Here is a 16,375-nt window from a genome sequence, read left to right as displayed (position 1 = left end):
CGATCCCTGATGTTGTCGGGCGAGGTTTCGGCCGCCAAGTTCAGCGTTCCCCGGTCGACCGGGGAAACCGACAGGCTTCAGCGCCCTCAGGCGTCGACGGGGCGCTCGTTGTAGACGCCGGCGAGCTTCTGGCCGCTGAGGGCCTGGATGGCGGCCATGATCTCGTCGGTGGCCTCGCGGCGGGCCCGCCCGGGCGCCACCCCCGCGAACCGCCCGGTGAAGTCGAGCGGAGTCCCGAACTCGATCTCCACCTTCGCCAGCCTGGGCAGTCGCGCGCCGACCGGCTGCAGCTGCTCGGTGCCCCGCAGTCCGACCGGGACGACGGGTACGCCGGCGGTCAGCGCGAGGTGCGCGACGCCGGTCCGCCCGCGGTAGAGGAGCCCGTCGCGCGAGCGGGTGCCTTCGGGGTAGAGGCCGAACGCCTCCCCCCGGGCGAGCACCTCGAGCGCGGTGCCCAGGCTGCTCATCGCGGCCTTGGCGTCGTCGCGGTCGACGGGCAGCATTCCCAGCCCCTCGAACCAGGCACGTGAGAGCGCCCCGGAGACGCCGGTGCCCGTGAAGTAGTCGGACTTGGCCAGGAACACCACCTTGCGCGGCACCACGATCGGGATCACCACGCTGTCGGCGAAGCTGAGGTGGTTGCTGGCGAGGATCACGCCGCCGGTGGCCGGCACGTTCTCCAGCCCGCGCACGCTCGGACGCCAGATCGCCTTGGCGACGGGAGGGACGACGGTGTGGAGCGCTCGATAGATCATCTGGCGCTCATGCTCTCACCCGCCGGGCGCGCCGGAGTGGGTGGTCGCACTACTCGTCGGGCCGAGGTACGGCGTGCGCGGCGCCGGGCGGGTCGGCGCGCGCCGGACGGCGGTCGTGGGAGACGTCGAGGGTGCCGGTGTGGTCGCGCAGGTACTGGTAGCCCTGGGGGCTGGTCCAGAGGTAGCTGCCCGCGTCGAGGGCGGTGTAGCTCCATGGACTGTGGGTCTTGTGGCGGTGATGTCGTCGGCACAGCGGGGCGAGGTTGCACGAGCAGGTGGTGCCGCCGGTGGCGTGGTCTTGGATGTGGTCGCAGTCGGCGCGATGGCCGTCGGGGGTGAGTCTTCGGGCGGGGCGGGTGCACCAGGGGAAGACGCAGGTGTGCTCGATGAGGGCCAGGCGTTCCACGAGGCGGTCGGGGGTCTCGTAGGCGTTGACGTGGACGTGGTCCTCCAGATCGATGACCGGCTTCACGATCACCTGGGCATCGGGGGTGGAACACCAGTCGCGGACCTGGTCGAGCGAGACGAAGGAGGCGGTGTTCTCCACGCGAGCCACGTGTACGCCGGTGTCGTCGAGGCCCCGGGCGCGTAGCGCGTCGTGGGAGAGGTGGACGTAGAGCACCACCTGCCGCGGTCGCCGGGCCGCTGCACTCGACCGGTGGGCGGGAGAACCCGCGTTATGCGGGTTGTGCGGTTGATCGGGAGCACCTGGCGCGTTGGATCCACCGCACTGATCGGTGTCCGCGCCGGCGGTCAGCTCCGTCCGTCCGGCTGACGTGCCGGCGCCCAGGTCGAGGGCGAGCTGGCGTCGGGCGAGCTCCCCGGCGGCCTTCGCCCGCCGCACCCCGAGCGAGTCGACCGATCCGAGCGCCTGCTGCTGGGCCGCACCCGCAGCCACCGCAGCGTCGAGGTCCAACGCGTCGGCGAGGTCCAGCTCCCCGCGCACGGTCATGGTGCCGTCGTAGGAGACCTGGTCGGTGTCGATGTCGAAGCACCGCCCGTCCGCAGCGGCGCGGCGCCGTTGCTCGGCCTCCTCGGGCTGGAACCGGATCCGTGCCTCTTCGATGAGCCGGTCCAGGGCGGCGAGACCGATCTTGTGCGCCACCGCAGCGACGCGGGTGTCCACGAACCCCGCACCGGCCGGGACCAGGCTCATCGTCGCGTCCGTGATCCGTCGTGCCTTCCACGACACGAGATCCCCGGTCACCACCCGCGCCCAGACCTTCGGCAACCGGTGGCGCAACTCCAGAGCCTGACCGACGTACCGACGCCCGGCGTCGGTAGACATCCCCACCGCGAGGGCGAACTCGGTGACCGCGAACTCCGCCACCAGGGGCGCCCCAGGCCCGGCGACCGGGATGCCGTGGTCGCCATACGGCCCGTGGACCACTGCCGCCGCCTCCAACGACTCCACCGAGTGCATCGCCGCCCAGTCCACCGCCAGCTGCAGCTGACGGTGGCTCGGCCGCATCCGCCGTACCCCGCAACACCTGCGCAGCGACCAGGATGGTCGTAGCGTGGAGCCATGAATCGCATCGTCACCGACCAGCGCCCGCGCCCGGTCAGCGCGCTCGTCAGCATCCTCGTGACCGTGTTGTCCCTGGGCTACATGCTGCCCTGGATGGTGGCCTCGCTGCGGGGCAAGTCCAACGCCGGGGCGATCTTCTGGGTGAACCTGCTCCTCGGCTGGACCGCGGTCGGCTGGGTGGTGGCACTGGTGATGGCGTGCATGCCGCACCAGGCGATCGCGGTGCGCGGCCCCTACCGCTGACCGCGTGCAGTCCCTCGAGCTGCTGCTCGACCCGGCGAGCGAGGAGCGGATCCGCCGTCAGTGGGACGTGCTCGCCGGTGCCGGGCTGCCGAGCCTGGCGCACCACACCTCGGCCACCAACCGCCCGCACCTCACCCTCGATGCGCGCGACGACGTGCCCGCCGAGCGCGAGCGTGAGCTCTGGCAGGTGGCGCGGCTGCTGCCGGTCGAGGTGCGGATCGGGGCGCCGCTGCTGTTCCACAACCGGCGCGGCCACGTCCTGGTGCGCCACGTGCTGGTGACCCCCGAGCTGATGGAGCTGCACCGGCGGGCGCACGCCGTGCCGGGGCCAGGCGGCTCGCCGCTCAGCGCGCCGGGCGGCTGGGTGCCGCACGTGAGCCTGGCCCACGCCCTGACCAGCGCCCAGGTGGCCACGGCGCTGGACCTGCTCACCGAGCACGCGCCGTTGCCGGCCACGGCGACCAGGCTGCGCCGCTGGGACAGTCCCGGCAAGCGCGCCTGGCTCGTCGAGCCGGCCCCGGCGCAGGGGCTCAGCGCGAGCTGAGCGCCTCGAACGCCGCCGCGACCTCCAGCAGTCGTCGCTCTCCGCCGTGCGGCGCGACGATCTGGATGCCGACCGGCAGGCCGTCGGAGGTGAGTCCGGCGGGTACGGCGATGGCCGGGCAGCCGGTCACCGTGATGAAGTACGCCGAGCGCATCCAGTCCAGGTAGGTCTCCATCGGCCGCCCGTTGATCGAGGCGGGGAACTCCTGGTCCGCGGGGAACGGCGGCACCTGCGAGACCGGCAGCACCAGCACGTCGTGGGACTCGAAGAAGACCCGCATCCGCTCCGACAGAGCCGTGCGCTGGCTGTAGGCGCGCGCCACGTCGACGCCGGTGAGCGCCTCCCCGGCCCGGATGTTGTCGGCCAGCGAGGCCTTGAAGGCGTCGGGGTGCTCGGCGAGGCGCCGCCCGAACTTCGCCTGGAAGTGCCACGCGCGCAGGGTGCGGAAGGTGTCCTCGGCCTCGTGCAGGTCCGGGGTCGCGGCGACGACCCGGGCCCCGGCGCGGGCGAACGCCACCGCGGACTCCTCGACCACCGAGGCGACCTCGTCGTCGACCTCGAACGCGCCGCCCAGGTCGACCGACAGCGCCACCCGCAGACCGGTCAGCGAGCCGGCCAGCGAGCCGGTCAGCGGCGGGGCGAAGCTGGCGCCGGGCTCGCCCAGAGCATGCGGCGCCCGCGGGTCGGGGCCGGCCAGCACCGAGAGCAGCAGTGCCAGGTCGCCGACGTTGCGCGCCATCGGGCCGCCCACCGAGGTGGTCTCCCACTGGTTGTACAGCGGCCACTCGGGCACCCGTCCCAGGGACGGGCGCAGCCCCACCACCCCGCAGAACGACGCGGGGTTGCGCAGCGAGCCGCCCATGTCCGAGCCGTCCGCGAGCGGGACCATGCCGGCCGCCAGCGCGCAGGCCGCTCCCCCGCTCGACCCGCCCGCCGAGCGCGAGGGGTCGTGCGGGTTCAGCGTGGTGCCGAAGACCTTGTTGAAGGTGTGCGAGCCGGCCGCGAACTCCGGCACGTTGGTCTTGCCGATCAGCACCGCGCCGGCGCCCCGGATCCGCTCCACCAGCAGCTCGTCGCGCTCGGGGACGTGCTCGGCGTACAGCGTGGAGCCGTAGGTGGTGCGCCAGCCCGCGACCGCGTGGGTGTCCTTGACTGCGAACGGCAGCCCGTGCAGCGGGCCCGGCTCCTCCCCGGAGGCCAGCGCCTCGTCGGCGGCGAGCGCCCCGGCCCGGGCGCGGTCCTCGTCGAGGGAGACGATCGCGTTGAGCTCGGGGTTGCGCTCGGCGATCCGGGTCAGGTGCAGCTCGAGCAGCTCGCGCGCCGAGACCTCCTTGGCCCGCACCGCCGCCGCCATCTCCCGGGCGGTGGAGTCGGCGGTGAGATCACTCATCGCCGACGGCCCAGCAGCGCGCCGACCAGCACGCCGACGAGCACCAGCCCGGCACCCACGCCGACACCCTTGAGGAAGTCCTCGCCGGAGCCGCCGCCGACGGCCGAGGGCCGGCTCGGCGCGCTGAAGACCTGCGCTGCGTCGGACGCCGCGCCGGAGGCCGCCGGCTGAGCGACACCCGCGGCGCCCGCTGCGGCCACCGGGGCCACCGGGGCCGAGCCGGCGGCCGGCGGCTCGCCGGCCAGGGCGCTGACTCCCCCGGCGGCGATCACCTTCTCGACGTTGCCGAACATCTCGCCCGCCATCCGGCGCGCCACGCTGGTGAGGATGCGCTGGCCGACCCCGCCGACCATCCCGCCGACCACGGCGTCTGCGGTGTAGGCGATCTTCGTGGTGCCCTCGCCGGCCTCACTGAACGTCACGTCGACGGTCGCGTCGACCGTGCCGGGGGCGCCCGAGCCGTCGAGCTTCATCCGCAGCGACTCGTGCTCGACCAGGTCGGTCATCGCGCAGGCCCCGTTGTAGGTCCCGCGGATCGACGCGACGCCGGCGGTGACGGTCATCGCGTAGGCGTTCTCGCCGGTCGCCTCGAGACGCTCGCAGCCCGGGATGGTGCGCACCAGCACCTGCGGGTCGAGCAGCGCGTCCCAGACGGCCGCCACAGGGGCGTGCAGGACGTGCTCTCCGGAGATCTTCATGGTGCTCCTTAGTCAGTGGTGGTGTGCGCGAGGCGCAGGTGGAAGAGCTCCGAGGGCGAGATCGGCATCGCGGTGATGTCGAAGCCCTCGGCATCCTCGATGGCCGAGGCGAACACGGCGGAGGTGGGGATGACCCCGGCCTCGCCGGCGCCCTTGATGCCCAGCGGGTTGGACGGAGACGGCGTCTCCAGGTGGTCGATCGCGATGCCGTCGGGGATCTCGGTGACGAAGGGCATCAGGAAGTCCATGAAGGAGGCGTTGAGCAGCTGCCCGTTCTCGTCGTAGGCCATCTTCTCGTACAGCGCGCCGCCGATGCCCTGCGCGACGCCGCCGTGGATCTGGCCCTCGACGAGCATCGGGTTGATCAGGTGCCCGCAGTCGTGGACCACGACGTACTTCACGATCTTGATCTCAGCGGTCAGCGGGTCGGTCTCGACGATGGCCGCGTGCATGCCCGCGGCGTACGTCGCACCGGTCACGGAGTGGAAGTCCTTGCCCTCCAGCCCGGGCTCCTCCCCCTCGGCCACCGGCGTCTTGGCGGGGTCGCCGACGCTGAACTGGGTGGCCTGCTTGGAGGACTCGTCGAAGGCGTAGCGCAGCGGGTTCGACAGCACCGCCACGGTGCCGAGCGCGATCGCCGACCCGGGTGAGCCCTTGACCCGCACCACGCCGCCGACGATCTCGAGGTCGGCCTCGGCCACCTCGAGCGCGTCCGCGGCGATCCGCAGCGCCTTCTCCTTGGTCCGCTTGGCGGCCTTGTGGATCGCCGAGCCGCTCATCACCGCGGCGCGGGAGGCGAAGGTGCCCACGGCGTACGGCATCCGGCGGGTGTCGCCGGTGACGATCTCGACGTCCTCGAAGGGCACCCCGAGCTCGTCGGCGACGATCTGGGCGAACGCCGTCTGGTGGCCCTGGCCCTGGGTGGTCAGGCCGGTGGCGACCTTGACCTTGCCGTTGGTCTCGATGTGCACGTGCGCGCCCTCGTAGGGCCCGACGCCGGTGCCCTCGACGTAGCAGGCCAGGCCGATGCCGAGCTTGCGTCCCTCCGCACGGGCCTGGGCCTGCATGGCGGGGAACTCGTCCCAGCCGATCAGCGCCTTGGTCTTCTCCAGCATCTGCGGGTAGTCGCCGGAGTCGTAGATCAGCGGCCGGCCGTCCTGGAAGATCAGGCCCTGGTCGTAGGGGAACTCGTCGGGCTGGATGAAGTTCGCCGCACGGACCTCGAGCCGGTCCTTGCCCAGGTACGCCGCGATCGCGTCCATGGTCCGCTCCATCACGAAGCAGCCCTGCGGGCGTCCGGCGCCGCGGTAGGGGGTGACGATGACGGTGTTGGTGTAGATGCTCTCGAAGGTGACCCGGTAGGCCTTGGGCTTGTAGGGGCCGAGCAGCTGCGTCGAGGCGACGATCGGCACGATCAGCCCGTACGGCGTGTAGGCGCCGTGGTCGTGCCAGAACATCACGTCGAGGCCCAGCACCCGGCCGTCGTCGTCGAAGCCGACCTCGACGTGGTGCAGCTGGCCGCGCTCGTGGGCCGAGGAGATGAAGTGCTCGCGACGGTCCTCGGTGAACTTCACCATCCGGCCCAGGGCGCGGGCCGCCAGCGGCACCAGCACCTCCTCGGGCCAGGGGTGGTTGATCTTGACGCCGAAGCCGCCGCCGGTGTCGGGGGTGATCACGTCGACCTGGCCGAGGTCGAGGCCCAGCTTGGCCGCGACGGCCGCCCGGACGCCGGTGGAGGTCTGCGTCGAGGTCCACAGCTGCAGACGGTTCTGGTCGGCGTCCCAGCGGGCCACCGTGCCGCGCCCCTCCATCGGGGTGCAGGCGCTGCGCTCGATGCTGAGGTCCAGCGAGAGCGTGTGCGGGGCCTTGGCGATCTCGGCGGGGGCGTCGCCGTTGTGCTGCTCGCTGCGCGCGGCGACGTTGCCGGGCACGTCCTCGTGCACCAGGTGCTCGGCGGCGCGGGAGGCCTCGATGCCGACCACGGCCGGCAGCACCTCGTACTGCACCCGGATCCGGCCGACGGCGTCCTCGGCGACGTAGCGGTCCTCGGCCACGACGAAGGCGATCGCCTCGCCCACGTAGTTGACCTCGTCGCGGGCCAGGGCGTACTGGGTGCGGCCGTGGGTCAGCGTCGGGTGCGGGATCAGCAGGGGCAGCGGCTCGGCGGCCGGGCCCAGCAGGTCCTCGTAGGTGTAGACGGCGTGGACGCCCTCGACCTCGAGCACGTCGGCGACGTCGATGTCGAGGATCCGGGCGTGCGCGTGCGGGCTGCGCAGCACCGCCGCGTGCAGGATGTCGGTCGCGGAGTCGACGCCGACGTCGTCGACGTAGCGGCCCTGCCCGCGCAGGAAGCGCTGGTCCTCGACCCGGGCGACGCGGGTCCCGAAGAGCTTCGTGGTCATCGGGGTGCCTCCTCGTCGTCGCCGTCGCCGGGCGGGGTCTGCGCGGACCGCTCGGCGATGATCTCCGCGGCCCGCTCGACCGAGCGGACGATGTTCTGGTAGCCGGTGCAGCGGCACAGGTTGCCGGCGATCATGTCGCGGGCCTGCTCGTGGCTGGGACACGGGTTCTCCCGCAGCCCGGCGGTGATCGTGGTCAGGAAGCCCGGGGTGCAGAAGCCGCACTGCAGGCCGTGGCAGTCGCTGAACGCCTGCTGCACCGGGCTGAGCGAGCCGTCGGGCTCGGTGAGCCCCTCCACCGTGGTCAGCTCGGCGCCCTCGGCGGAGACCGCGAACATCAGGCAGGCGCGCACCGGCGTGCCGTCGAGCAGGATCGTGCAGGCGCCGCAGACGCCGTGCTCGCAGCCGACGTGGGTGCCGGTCAGACCGAGGTCGAGGCGCAGCGCGTCGCTGAGCAGCCGGCGCGCGGGGACCTCGATCTCGTGCGCGTTCCCGTTGACGCTGAGCCGGACGGTGTGCAGCTCCTCGCCGGTGTGGGTGTCGATGTGCTGCTCGGTGGTCATGCCTGGTCCTCCTTCGCGTGGGCGCCGGCCGAGGCCGCGCGCGCCCGCGCATCGTCGTACGCCGCACGCAGGACGCGCGCGGTGAGCACCCGGGTGAGCTGGGCGCGGTAGCTGGCGGTGGCGTGGATGTCGTCGACCGGGTCGAGCTGAGCCAGCGCGGACTCCCCCGCCGCGGCCAGGGACTCCTCGCTCAGGCCGCCGGCCAGGTCGGAGGTCAGGTCGACCACGGTGGGCACGTCGCAGACCGACAGGTAGCCGGCGCGCGCCTCGACGACCGACTCGCCGTCCAGGCGCACCAGCGCCGCGATGCCGCACATGGCGTAGTCGCCGTGGCGGCGGGCCAGCTCCTCGAAGGCGACCCCGGCGCCGGCGGGCAGCGCCGGGAAGAACGCCTCGACGGCGATCTCGTCGTGGTGCAGCGAGGACTCCATCGGGCCGAGGTACAGGTCGTCGGCCGCGATCGTGCGCCGTCCGGTGCTGGAGGCGACCTCGAGCGAGCCGCCCAGCAGGCGGAGCACCACCGGCATCTCCGCCGCCGCGTCGGCGTGCACGATCGAGCCGACCGTGGTGCCGCGGTTGCGGATGGTGGCGTGCGCGACGTTGTCGAGCGCGAGCGCGAGCAGCGGCTGGACGGCGCGGGCGCCCGGGTGGGCCAGCACCGCGGCGTGGCGGGCCAGCGCCCCGACCCGGACCCCGTCAGCGTCGACGCTGACGTGGTCCAGGTCGGGCAGTGCGTTGATGTCGACCAGGGTCCGCGGTCCTGCCAGTCGCATGGACAGCAGCGGCACCAGGCTCTGGCCTCCGGCCAGCACTTTCGCTTCCGGGCTGTTCGCCAGGGTGTGGAGCGCCTCCTCGAGGGTGGCGGGGCGGGCGTACGCGAAGGGTGCTGGTTTCACAGGGGGACTTCCTGTCAGTGCTTGGGGTGGTGGTGCGCGGCCGCGTGGTCCTCGACGTTCGTGCCGGGGCCACCGACGACGATCAGGCTGCCGTCGGAGTTGCGCGGAGGAGACACCAGACGGGCGAGGTGGTAGCCGAGGACCGCCACCAGGGTGCCGAGAGCGATGCCGCTGAGCACGAAGTCATCGGTGAACTTCAGCTTCGCGTCACCGATGGCGAGGATGATTCCGGCGCCCAGCGGCACGAGGTTCACCGGGTTGGCGAAGTTGACCTTGTTCTCGGTCCAGATCTTCGCGCCGAGCAGGCCGATCATGCCGTAGAGCACGAGCGTGATCCCGCCGAGGACGGCCGGCGGCGTGGCGTTGACGATCGCACCGAACTTCGGCACCAGGCCGAGCAGGATCGCAACCAGCGCGGCCACGAAGTAGGCGGCCGTCGAGTAGACCCGGGTCGCGGCCATCACGCCGATGTTCTCGGCGTACGTGGTGGTGGGAGAGCCACCCACCGAGGTGGCGACGACGGTGGCGACACCGTCGGCGGCGACGGCGCGGCCCATGTAGGGGTCCAGGTCGCTGCCGGTCATCTCGGCCACGGCCTTGACGTGTCCGACGTTCTCCGCCACCAGCGCGATGACGGCCGGGATGACGAGCAGCGTGAACGTCACGGAGAAGCTCGGCAGGTGCCAACCGACCGCGCCGAGATTGTCCAGCTGGGCCTGGTTGCCGACGAGGCCGTCGGCGGTCTTGCCGGGCAGGCCGAACCAGTCGGCCTCCCTCACCGAGGCCCAGTCGACGCGCCAGTGCGGGCCGGGGTCGGCATCACTCGGCAGCGGGGCGTCGGTCTTGCCGAAGATCTTGTCGGCGAGGAACGAGGCGACGTAGCCGAAGACCAGGCCGAGCACGATCGCGATGCGCCCCAGGAAGCCGCGGAAGGCGACCGCCATGATGATGACCGCGGTCATCGTGAGGATCGCCAGCCAGGGGTCGGACGGCATATAGGTACCGGTCGCCACCGGGGCCAGGTTGAAGCCGATCAGCATCACCACCGCGCCGGTCACGGCGGGAGGCAGGACCGCGTTGACCACGTCGGCGCCGAAGAAGTGGATGACCAGGCCGACCAGCGCGAGCACCACGCCGGCCACGAGGATGGCACCGGTGACGTCAGCGGGGCCGCCATCCTGGTCGTAGATGGCGGCTGCGCCGCCCACGAAGGCCGCGGAGGTGCCGAGGTAGCTCGGTACCTTGCCCTTGACGATGAGCAGGAAGCAGATCGTGGCGATGCCGCTCATCATGATCGCGAGGTTGGCGTTGAGCCCCATCACGATCGGGAAGACGAACGTCGCACCGAACATCGCGACCACGTGCTGGGCGCCGAGGCCCGTGGTCTTGCCCCAACTCAATCGCTGGTGGGGTGCCACCGCCTCCCCAGGCTTCGGGTCCACCAGGTCCCATTTGAACATCGACACAGTGCTGCCTCCTTAGGGGGGACCGTGAGGGTCACGGTCCGGGCCACACCCCATGTGGGTGCCGAACCTAGTAGTCCGGGCGAGACCTGAGACACGGCGAGTGTTGCCGAACACCCCAGGAGACTCGTGGCAGACATTGTGGGGAGGAGGACGGATGGGCGCAGCAGAACGCCGGATTTATTGCACTCGTGACCGGACGGTTACCCGATCGCAGCCGAACCGGCTCAGTCCACGATCTCCAGGACCCGCAGCGCGACGGCCACGTCGAGGCGCAGATGGGGATCGGAGGAGAGCGGGCCCAGCAGCCGCTCCAGCTTGCTGACCCGGTAGCGCATCGTGTTGTAGTGGAAGAACTGCAGCCGCGCGGCCTCGGCGACGTTGAAGTTCGTGTCGAGCAGCACCTGCAGGGTCTCGCGCAGGTCGACCGCCTCCGTGGTGGCGCCCGACAGCGGGCCGAGCACGTCCTGGGCGAAGGCCCTCAGCTCGCCGGTGTCCGGCACCAGCGCGATCAGCCGGTGCACGCCGAGCTGGTCGAAGTGCGTGGTGGAGCCGCCGCCGTGCACGCGGCGCCCCACCTCGACCGCCCGCCGGGCCTGCGCGTAGGCCTCGGGCAGCTGGTCGAGGGAGGTGACCACCCGGCTCACCCCCACCGAGAACGCCCGGCGCCCGCCGCCCTTGTCACCGCGCACACCGGTCACCAGCCGCCTGACGACCGCCTCGCCGGCGTCCTCGGAAGCCTCCCCCACCGGGATCAGGGTCACCACCTCGGAGGAGAAGTCCACGCTGGGCGCGGCGGCGTCGTACCCCTGCATCACCTGGCTCCACGCCGAGGAGAAGCGCTCCTGCCAGCGGCGGCGCACCCGGCTGGAAACGGGCGCCTCCTCGGGGCGCAGCGGGTCGATCTCGGCGGCCACCACCACCATCGGCCGGTCCAGGTCCCAGCCGAACCCCTCGGCGTGCTCGATCACGTAGTCGATGCCGCCGGCGCGGCCGAGGAAGACGTCGCGCAGGAAGTCGCCGCGGTACTTGTTCTCCACCGCGGTCACCGCCTCCTCGCGGGTGATCAGCAGGGCGGCCACCGCCGCGGCGCGCTCCATCGCGTGCACGTCGTCGGAGGGGATCTCGCCGGCCGGGCGGAAGCAGACCAGCCGGGCCAGGTCGGCGCCCCCCGCGACCACGCGCAGCATCCGGACCTGCCCCGCGCCGGCCGGCGTGCCCTGGGTGCTGGTCCGCTCGACGCGGAACCGGCCGGTGTGGTCGAAGAGGTCGAGCTCCTCCATCGCGGCGCGCATGTCCGGGTCGAGCACCCCGGCGCGCTCGCGGCCGTCGGTCGAGGTCACCAGCACCCCCACGTCCAGGACCCGGGCCACCTCGGCGGTGATCTGGCTCAGGTTCCCCCCCTCCAGGACGATCTGCGTCAGCGCCGTGTGCAGGGTGTCCACCCGCGCCAGCGCCCACGCGGCGTTCTCTGCGGTTGCCGGCCTGGGCGTTATCAACTTCTGCACCTCGATCACGATTGGTTTGTCAGAACCTCACATCGGCAAACCGTAGCGTGCCCCGATAGCGTCGAGCAGGTGCCTCCCCTCGCTCTCGCCGTCGCCGCCCCTGCCCGGGTGCGCCGGCTGCTGGCCGAGAGCGACGGCCCGGCGAGGATCGTGCACCGCGGTCGCCATGCCCTCTACGTCGAGGTCGCCGGCCGCTGCGTCGGGGTCGTCTCCACCGCGGCGAGCGCCGTACCGTGCGCCCTGCGCCTGGCCTCCCCGGAGCTGGGCCCCCTCGCCTCGACGCGCGCGGCCCGGGTCTCACGTGGCGCACTGCAGCTGGACGACACCGTGCTGCGCATCGGCCGGGTCCTCGACGTCCAGGCGCCGCCCCTGACCGCGGCGGGCCTGCAGCGCCTCGCTGGGCTGGGAGGGGCCGTGCCCGCGCACGTCCGGCACGCCCTGCCCCGCCGGAGCCTCCAGCGCCTGGCCACCGGCGCCCCCGGCGCCGTGGCGGCGCTGCTCGGCCTCGGCGAGGGCCTGACCCCGCTCGGCGACGACGTGCTGTGCGGGTGGCTCGCACTGCGCCGCGCCGCCGGCGTCCCCGCCCCCGCGCTCGAGGCGGCCGTCCGCGACGGGCTCGAGCGCACCGGGCTGCTCTCGGCCGCGCTGCTGGACTGTGCGCTGCGCGGCGAGGTGCTCCCCGAGTTCGCCGACCTGCTGCGCTGCGCCGAGCTGCCGGACGGCGAGGCGACCGGCCTGCGCGAGGCCGCCCGCGCCCTGACCACGGTCGGGCACACCTCCGGAGCCGGCCTGCTGCTCGGCGCCGCCCTGGCCGCCGACGCCCTGGCCAGCGGCGACCTGGCCGGCGGCGACCTGGCCGAGGGCGACCTGGCCCACCCTGACCTCTTCACCCGTTCCACCCCCATCCCCATCTCCGAAGGGAGACGTTGCGCATGACCACCACCTCAGTGGAGCCGACCGCACCTCACGTCGAGCTCAGGCGAGGCGCGTACGCGGACTCGGTCACCCTGCTCCAGGTGAGCCGGACCGTCGCCGCGATCGACGGCGTCGCCGCCGCGCAGGTCGCCATGGCCACCGCGCTCAACCTCGAGGTCCTCGAGCAGATGGGCTTCACGGTGCCCGGCGAGGCGACCGGCAACGACATGGTCGTCGCCGTCCGGCTGGCCCCCGACGCAACCGAGGACGCCCTGGAGCGGGCGCTCGCCGGCGTCGACGCGGCCCTGGCGGCCGCCACCCGTTCCTCCTCGTCCTCCGAGGCCAGCGAGCTCGCCGCGCCCCGCACCACCCGCAGCGCCCTGCGCCGCAGCGCCACCGGCGACGAGGTCGTGCTGATCAGCGTGCCCGGCCAGGCCGCCCTGGTCGAGGCGATGGACGCCCTGGACGCCGGGCGCGACGTGATGATCTTCAGCGACAACGTGCCGCTCGAGCACGAGCTGGCGCTCAAGCGCACCGCCACCGAGCGCGGCCTGCTGGTGATGGGCCCCGACTGCGGCACCGCCCTGGTCGGCGGCCTCGGCCTCGGCTTCGCCAACATCACCGCGCCCGGCCCGGTCGGCCTGGTCGCCGCCTCCGGCACCGGCTGCCAGCAGCTGCTGGCGCTCTTCGACCACGCCGGCGTCGGGGTCACCTCCGCGCTCGGCGTCGGCGGTCGCGACCTGTCCACCGACGTCGGCGGGCTGTCCACGCGCACCGCGCTGCGCCGCCTCGACGAGGACCCGGCCGTGGAGATGATCGTGCTGGTCTCCAAGCCCCCGGCCCCCGAGGTCGCCGCCGCGATCACCGAGTTCGCCGCCACCCTGTCCACCCCGGTGGAGCTCGCGCTGCTGGGCGACGGACAGCCCGACCTCACCTCGGCCGCCGAGCGGGTGCTGACCCGGCTCGGGCGCCCGGTGCCGACGTGGCCGACCTGGGGCGACCCGGCCATCGTCGCGGCCGGTCCGCTGCTGCGCGGGCTCTTCGCCGGCGGCACGCTGTGCGACGAGGCGATGCTCGTCGCCCGCGCCGACCTCGGCCCGATCCGCAGCAACATCCCGCTCTCCCCCGAGCTGGCCCTGGGCTCCGACCTCACCGCCGAGGCCCACCTGATGATCGACTTCGGCGACGACGGCCTCACCCAGGGCCGCGCGCACCCGATGATCGACCCGACCCTGCGCCTGGAGCACCTCGCCCGGGCCGCGGCCGACCCGCTCACCGGCGTCCTGCTGCTCGACGTCGTCCTCGGCCACGGCGCCGAGGCCGACCCCGCCTCCGCGCTCGCCCCGGCGATCGCCGAGGTCGGCAAGCCCGTCGTCATCGCGCTCGTGGGGACCTCGCTGGACCCCCAGGAGCTCGAGCGCCAGGCCAAGACGCTGGCCGAGGCCGGCGCCGAGGTCCACCTGTCCAATGCCGCCGCGGCCCGCCGCGCGGTCGAGCTGATCGGAGCCGCCCGATGACCACCACGCCCACCGGCACCCCCACCACCGGCACCCCCGGGCACGTCGTCGGCACCGGCGTCGACCTCTTCGCCGACGCCGTCGCCGCCCAGGCCGTCCCGGTCAGCCGGGTCGACTGGCGCCCGCCGATGCCGGGCACCGAGGCCGACCTCGCCACGGTCGCCGCCGACCCGCTGCGCCTCGAGGCGAACCAGCGCGCGCTGGCCGCGATGTTCGCCGTACAGGCGGTCCTCGTCGACGTCGCCCCCGCCTCCGAGGTCCTCGGCCTGGAGCGCGGCGACTTCCTGCACGCCGGCCCGCCGATCGGCTGGGACACCGCGTCCGGCCCGCTGCGCGGCGCGCTGATGGGCGCCGCCGCGCTGGAGGGCCTCGTCGACGACCCGGAGGACGCGGTCGCGCTCTTCGAGTCCGGCAAGGGCTTCACCCTCGGGCCCTGCCACCACCGCAACGCGGTCGGCCCGATGGCCGGTCTGGTCTCGCCCTCGATGTGGATGTTCGTCCTCGAGGACCCCGCCACCGGCAAGCGCACCTACTGCTCGCTCAACGAGGGCCTGGGCAAGGTGCTGCGCTACGGCGCCTACGGCCCGGACGTGCTCGAGCGGCTGCGCTGGATGTCGGGGGTGCTCGGCCCGCTGCTGCAGAAGGCGGTGCGCACCACCGTCGCCGCCAGCGGCCCGGTCGACGTGACCGGCATCCTCACCCAGATGCTGCAGATGGGCGACGAGGCCCACAACCGCAACCGCGCGGGCACGCTGATGATGATGCGCGACCTGGCGCCGGCGATGGTCGAGTCGGGCTTCGCCACCTCCGACGTGGCCGACGCGATGCGGTTCATCGGCGGCAACGACCACTTCTTCCTCAACCTCGCGATGCCCGCCTGCAAGCTGGCGCTGGACGCCGCCCGCGGCATCGAGGGCTCGACGATGGTCGTCGCGATGGCCCGCAACGGCACCGAGTTCGGCATCCAGACCGCCGGCACCGGCGACGAGTGGTTCACCGGCCCGGCCCAGGTGGCCGAGGGGCTCTACCTCGGCGACTACGGGCCCGAGGACGCCAACCCCGACATCGGCGACTCCGCGATCACCGAGACCGCCGGCATCGGCGGCTTCGCGATGGCCACCGCCCCGGCGATCGTCCGGCTGGTCGGCGGCACCGTGCCCGACGCGCTGGCCACCACCCGCCGGATGCACGAGATCTGCCTGGGCGAGAGCCCGCGCTGGTCGGTGCCGGTGCTGGAGTTCCAGGGGGTCCCCAGCGGGATCGACGTGAGCCTGGTCTGCCGGACCGGGATCCTGCCGCAGATCAACACCGGCATGGCCGGCGCCAAGGCGGGCGTGGGCCAGGTCGGGGCCGGCCTGGTCAACCCGCCCGAGGAGATCTTCCCCAAGGCGCTGGCCGCCCTCGCGCGCCGTACCCGCGAGCGCGCCTGACCGCCGAGTCGGCGTGAACTCGCCGCTGTGAACCGCCGAGTCGGCGCAGGCTCCCGAGCCTGCGCCGACTCGGCGTTTGCTACGGCTGCCAGAAGGCGGTGCGCAGGTCGATCCGGCCCGAGGGGCGCAGCGCGGTGCCCTCCTCGAGGTAGTGCTCGCGGGCCCGGCCCTCGTGGCAGGCCGGCAGCGAGCCGTCCGCACGGACCACCCGCCACCACGGCACCGGTCCGCCGTACGACGCCAGCACCGCGCCGACCGTGCGTGGTCCCCCGCCGCCCAGCTCGGCGCCGAGGACCTCCGCGATCGCGCCGTACGTGGTGACCCGGCCGCGCGGGACCCGCTCCACGCAGGTGAGCACGCGCTCGGCGTACAGCTCGGGGTCGATCCTGCTCATGGCCACCACGCTAGCGGCGAGGGGGCCGGGCGCGCTGCGCGGACGGCCCGGGGCGTCGCTCCCACCCCGTGACCGGGAGCGACGACCGAGACCTTGTCTCGGCCCCGTGGACCGCCCGCGCGGGGCCGGCAC

General features: G+C 73.2%; 15 protein-coding genes. 5 read left to right on the top strand and 10 right to left on the bottom strand.

Going from position 1 to position 16,375, the window contains the following annotated elements; all coding sequences use genetic code 11:
• Positions 1-86 precede the first annotated feature (86 nt).
• Together AC6EI4_RS08815 and AC6EI4_RS08810 are read right to left on the bottom strand one after the other, a co-directional pair.
• Entirely contained in the window at positions 87-755 is a 669-nt protein-coding gene (locus AC6EI4_RS08815; RefSeq protein WP_498451226.1) for a lysophospholipid acyltransferase family protein, read from the bottom strand.
• A 49-nt stretch (positions 756-804) separates the two neighbouring features.
• The gene (locus AC6EI4_RS08810; protein WP_498451225.1) at positions 805-2,226 is read right to left on the bottom strand and encodes an HNH endonuclease; all 1,422 of its coding nucleotides are present in this window, start codon (positions 2,224-2,226) and stop codon (positions 805-807) included.
• Positions 2,227-2,280: 54 nt separating this feature from the next.
• On the opposite strand from AC6EI4_RS08810, the gene AC6EI4_RS08805 reads away from it, so the two are divergent.
• Both AC6EI4_RS08805 and AC6EI4_RS08800 read left to right on the top strand, forming a co-directional pair.
• Complete coding sequence (locus AC6EI4_RS08805) at positions 2,281-2,526, top strand: superinfection immunity protein (RefSeq protein WP_498423211.1); 246 nt, start codon at positions 2,281-2,283, stop codon at positions 2,524-2,526.
• 4 nt (positions 2,527-2,530) lie between these two features.
• Positions 2,531-3,070 carry a 2'-5' RNA ligase family protein gene (locus tag AC6EI4_RS08800; RefSeq protein WP_498451224.1) on the top strand — a complete coding sequence of 180 codons (540 nt, stop codon included), beginning with the start codon at positions 2,531-2,533 and terminating at the stop codon, positions 3,068-3,070.
• Here AC6EI4_RS08800 and AC6EI4_RS08795 read toward each other — a convergent pair.
• The 7 genes from AC6EI4_RS08795 to AC6EI4_RS08765 form a co-directional block, all read right to left on the bottom strand.
• Positions 3,057-4,460 (bottom strand): amidase, encoded by a 1,404-nt coding sequence (locus AC6EI4_RS08795; RefSeq protein ID WP_498451223.1) that lies wholly within the window; start codon positions 4,458-4,460, stop codon positions 3,057-3,059. The two genes, AC6EI4_RS08800 and AC6EI4_RS08795, sit on opposite strands and share 14 nt — an antisense overlap.
• Complete coding sequence (locus AC6EI4_RS08790) at positions 4,457-5,158, bottom strand: SRPBCC family protein (protein WP_498423217.1); 702 nt, start codon at positions 5,156-5,158, stop codon at positions 4,457-4,459. The genes AC6EI4_RS08795 and AC6EI4_RS08790 overlap by 4 nt, the downstream gene beginning before the upstream one ends.
• 8 nt (positions 5,159-5,166) lie before the next feature.
• Positions 5,167-7,560: an aerobic carbon-monoxide dehydrogenase large subunit gene (gene cutA / locus AC6EI4_RS08785; protein WP_498423220.1), complete on the bottom strand. Its 2,394-nt coding sequence runs from the start codon at positions 7,558-7,560 to the stop codon at positions 5,167-5,169.
• Entirely contained in the window at positions 7,557-8,120 is a 564-nt protein-coding gene (locus AC6EI4_RS08780) for a (2Fe-2S)-binding protein (RefSeq protein ID WP_498423222.1), read from the bottom strand. The genes cutA and AC6EI4_RS08780 overlap by 4 nt, the downstream gene beginning before the upstream one ends.
• Positions 8,117-9,016, bottom strand: coding sequence for an FAD binding domain-containing protein (locus AC6EI4_RS08775; RefSeq protein WP_498451222.1), 900 nt, complete (start codon positions 9,014-9,016; stop codon positions 8,117-8,119). Before AC6EI4_RS08775 ends, AC6EI4_RS08780 begins: the two co-directional genes overlap by 4 nt.
• 14 nt (positions 9,017-9,030) lie before the next feature.
• Entirely contained in the window at positions 9,031-10,476 is a 1,446-nt protein-coding gene (locus tag AC6EI4_RS08770) for a uracil-xanthine permease family protein (protein WP_498423519.1), read from the bottom strand.
• Between the two features lie 230 nt (positions 10,477-10,706).
• The gene (locus AC6EI4_RS08765) at positions 10,707-11,978 is read right to left on the bottom strand and encodes a PucR family transcriptional regulator (protein WP_498451221.1); all 1,272 of its coding nucleotides are present in this window, start codon (positions 11,976-11,978) and stop codon (positions 10,707-10,709) included.
• Positions 11,979-12,056: 78 nt separating this feature from the next.
• On the opposite strand from AC6EI4_RS08765, the gene AC6EI4_RS08760 reads away from it, so the two are divergent.
• From AC6EI4_RS08760 to AC6EI4_RS08750, 3 genes are read left to right on the top strand one after another with little or no spacing between them, the layout of a single operon-like run.
• Positions 12,057-12,923: an oxamate carbamoyltransferase subunit AllH family protein gene (locus AC6EI4_RS08760; RefSeq protein WP_498451220.1), complete on the top strand. Its 867-nt coding sequence runs from the start codon at positions 12,057-12,059 to the stop codon at positions 12,921-12,923.
• Positions 12,920-14,419 (top strand): AllF/FdrA family protein, encoded by a 1,500-nt coding sequence (locus tag AC6EI4_RS08755; RefSeq protein ID WP_498451219.1) that lies wholly within the window; start codon positions 12,920-12,922, stop codon positions 14,417-14,419. The genes AC6EI4_RS08760 and AC6EI4_RS08755 overlap by 4 nt, the downstream gene beginning before the upstream one ends.
• Positions 14,416-15,849 (top strand): YlbE family protein, encoded by a 1,434-nt coding sequence (locus tag AC6EI4_RS08750; RefSeq protein WP_498451218.1) that lies wholly within the window; start codon positions 14,416-14,418, stop codon positions 15,847-15,849. The genes AC6EI4_RS08755 and AC6EI4_RS08750 overlap by 4 nt, the downstream gene beginning before the upstream one ends.
• Before the next feature lie 79 nt (positions 15,850-15,928).
• Here the strand turns inward: AC6EI4_RS08750 and AC6EI4_RS08745 are convergent, their stop codons facing one another.
• Positions 15,929-16,243, bottom strand: a complete 315-nt coding sequence (locus AC6EI4_RS08745; RefSeq protein WP_498423235.1) for an MGMT family protein — start codon at positions 16,241-16,243, stop codon at positions 15,929-15,931.
• Positions 16,244-16,375: the final 132 nt, after the last annotated feature.

This window comes from Nocardioides sp. Z43_10 (assembly GCF_059766615.1).
Note: the sequence above shows the minus strand (reverse complement) of the source record. Positions and strands in the feature narration are given on the sequence as shown.

Excerpts from the sequence above, each read along its gene's own strand:
- AC6EI4_RS08815 (WP_498451226.1), bottom strand. The coding sequence starts at position 755 with ATGATCTATCGAGCGCTCCACACCGTCGTCCCTCCCGTCGCCAAGGCG.
- AC6EI4_RS08805 (WP_498423211.1), top strand. The coding sequence starts at position 2,281 with ATGAATCGCATCGTCACCGACCAGCGCCCGCGCCCGGTCAGCGCGCTC.
- AC6EI4_RS08770 (WP_498423519.1), bottom strand. The coding sequence starts at position 10,476 with ATGTTCAAATGGGACCTGGTGGACCCGAAGCCTGGGGAGGCGGTGGCA.
- AC6EI4_RS08810 (WP_498451225.1), bottom strand. The coding sequence starts at position 2,226 with ATGCGGCCGAGCCACCGTCAGCTGCAGCTGGCGGTGGACTGGGCGGCG.
- cutA (WP_498423220.1), bottom strand. The coding sequence starts at position 7,560 with ATGACCACGAAGCTCTTCGGGACCCGCGTCGCCCGGGTCGAGGACCAG.
- AC6EI4_RS08745 (WP_498423235.1), bottom strand. The coding sequence starts at position 16,243 with ATGAGCAGGATCGACCCCGAGCTGTACGCCGAGCGCGTGCTCACCTGC.
- AC6EI4_RS08795 (WP_498451223.1), bottom strand. The coding sequence starts at position 4,460 with ATGAGTGATCTCACCGCCGACTCCACCGCCCGGGAGATGGCGGCGGCG.
- AC6EI4_RS08750 (WP_498451218.1), top strand. The coding sequence starts at position 14,416 with ATGACCACCACGCCCACCGGCACCCCCACCACCGGCACCCCCGGGCAC.
- AC6EI4_RS08790 (WP_498423217.1), bottom strand. The coding sequence starts at position 5,158 with ATGAAGATCTCCGGAGAGCACGTCCTGCACGCCCCTGTGGCGGCCGTC.
- AC6EI4_RS08780 (WP_498423222.1), bottom strand. The coding sequence starts at position 8,120 with ATGACCACCGAGCAGCACATCGACACCCACACCGGCGAGGAGCTGCAC.
- AC6EI4_RS08755 (WP_498451219.1), top strand. The coding sequence starts at position 12,920 with ATGACCACCACCTCAGTGGAGCCGACCGCACCTCACGTCGAGCTCAGG.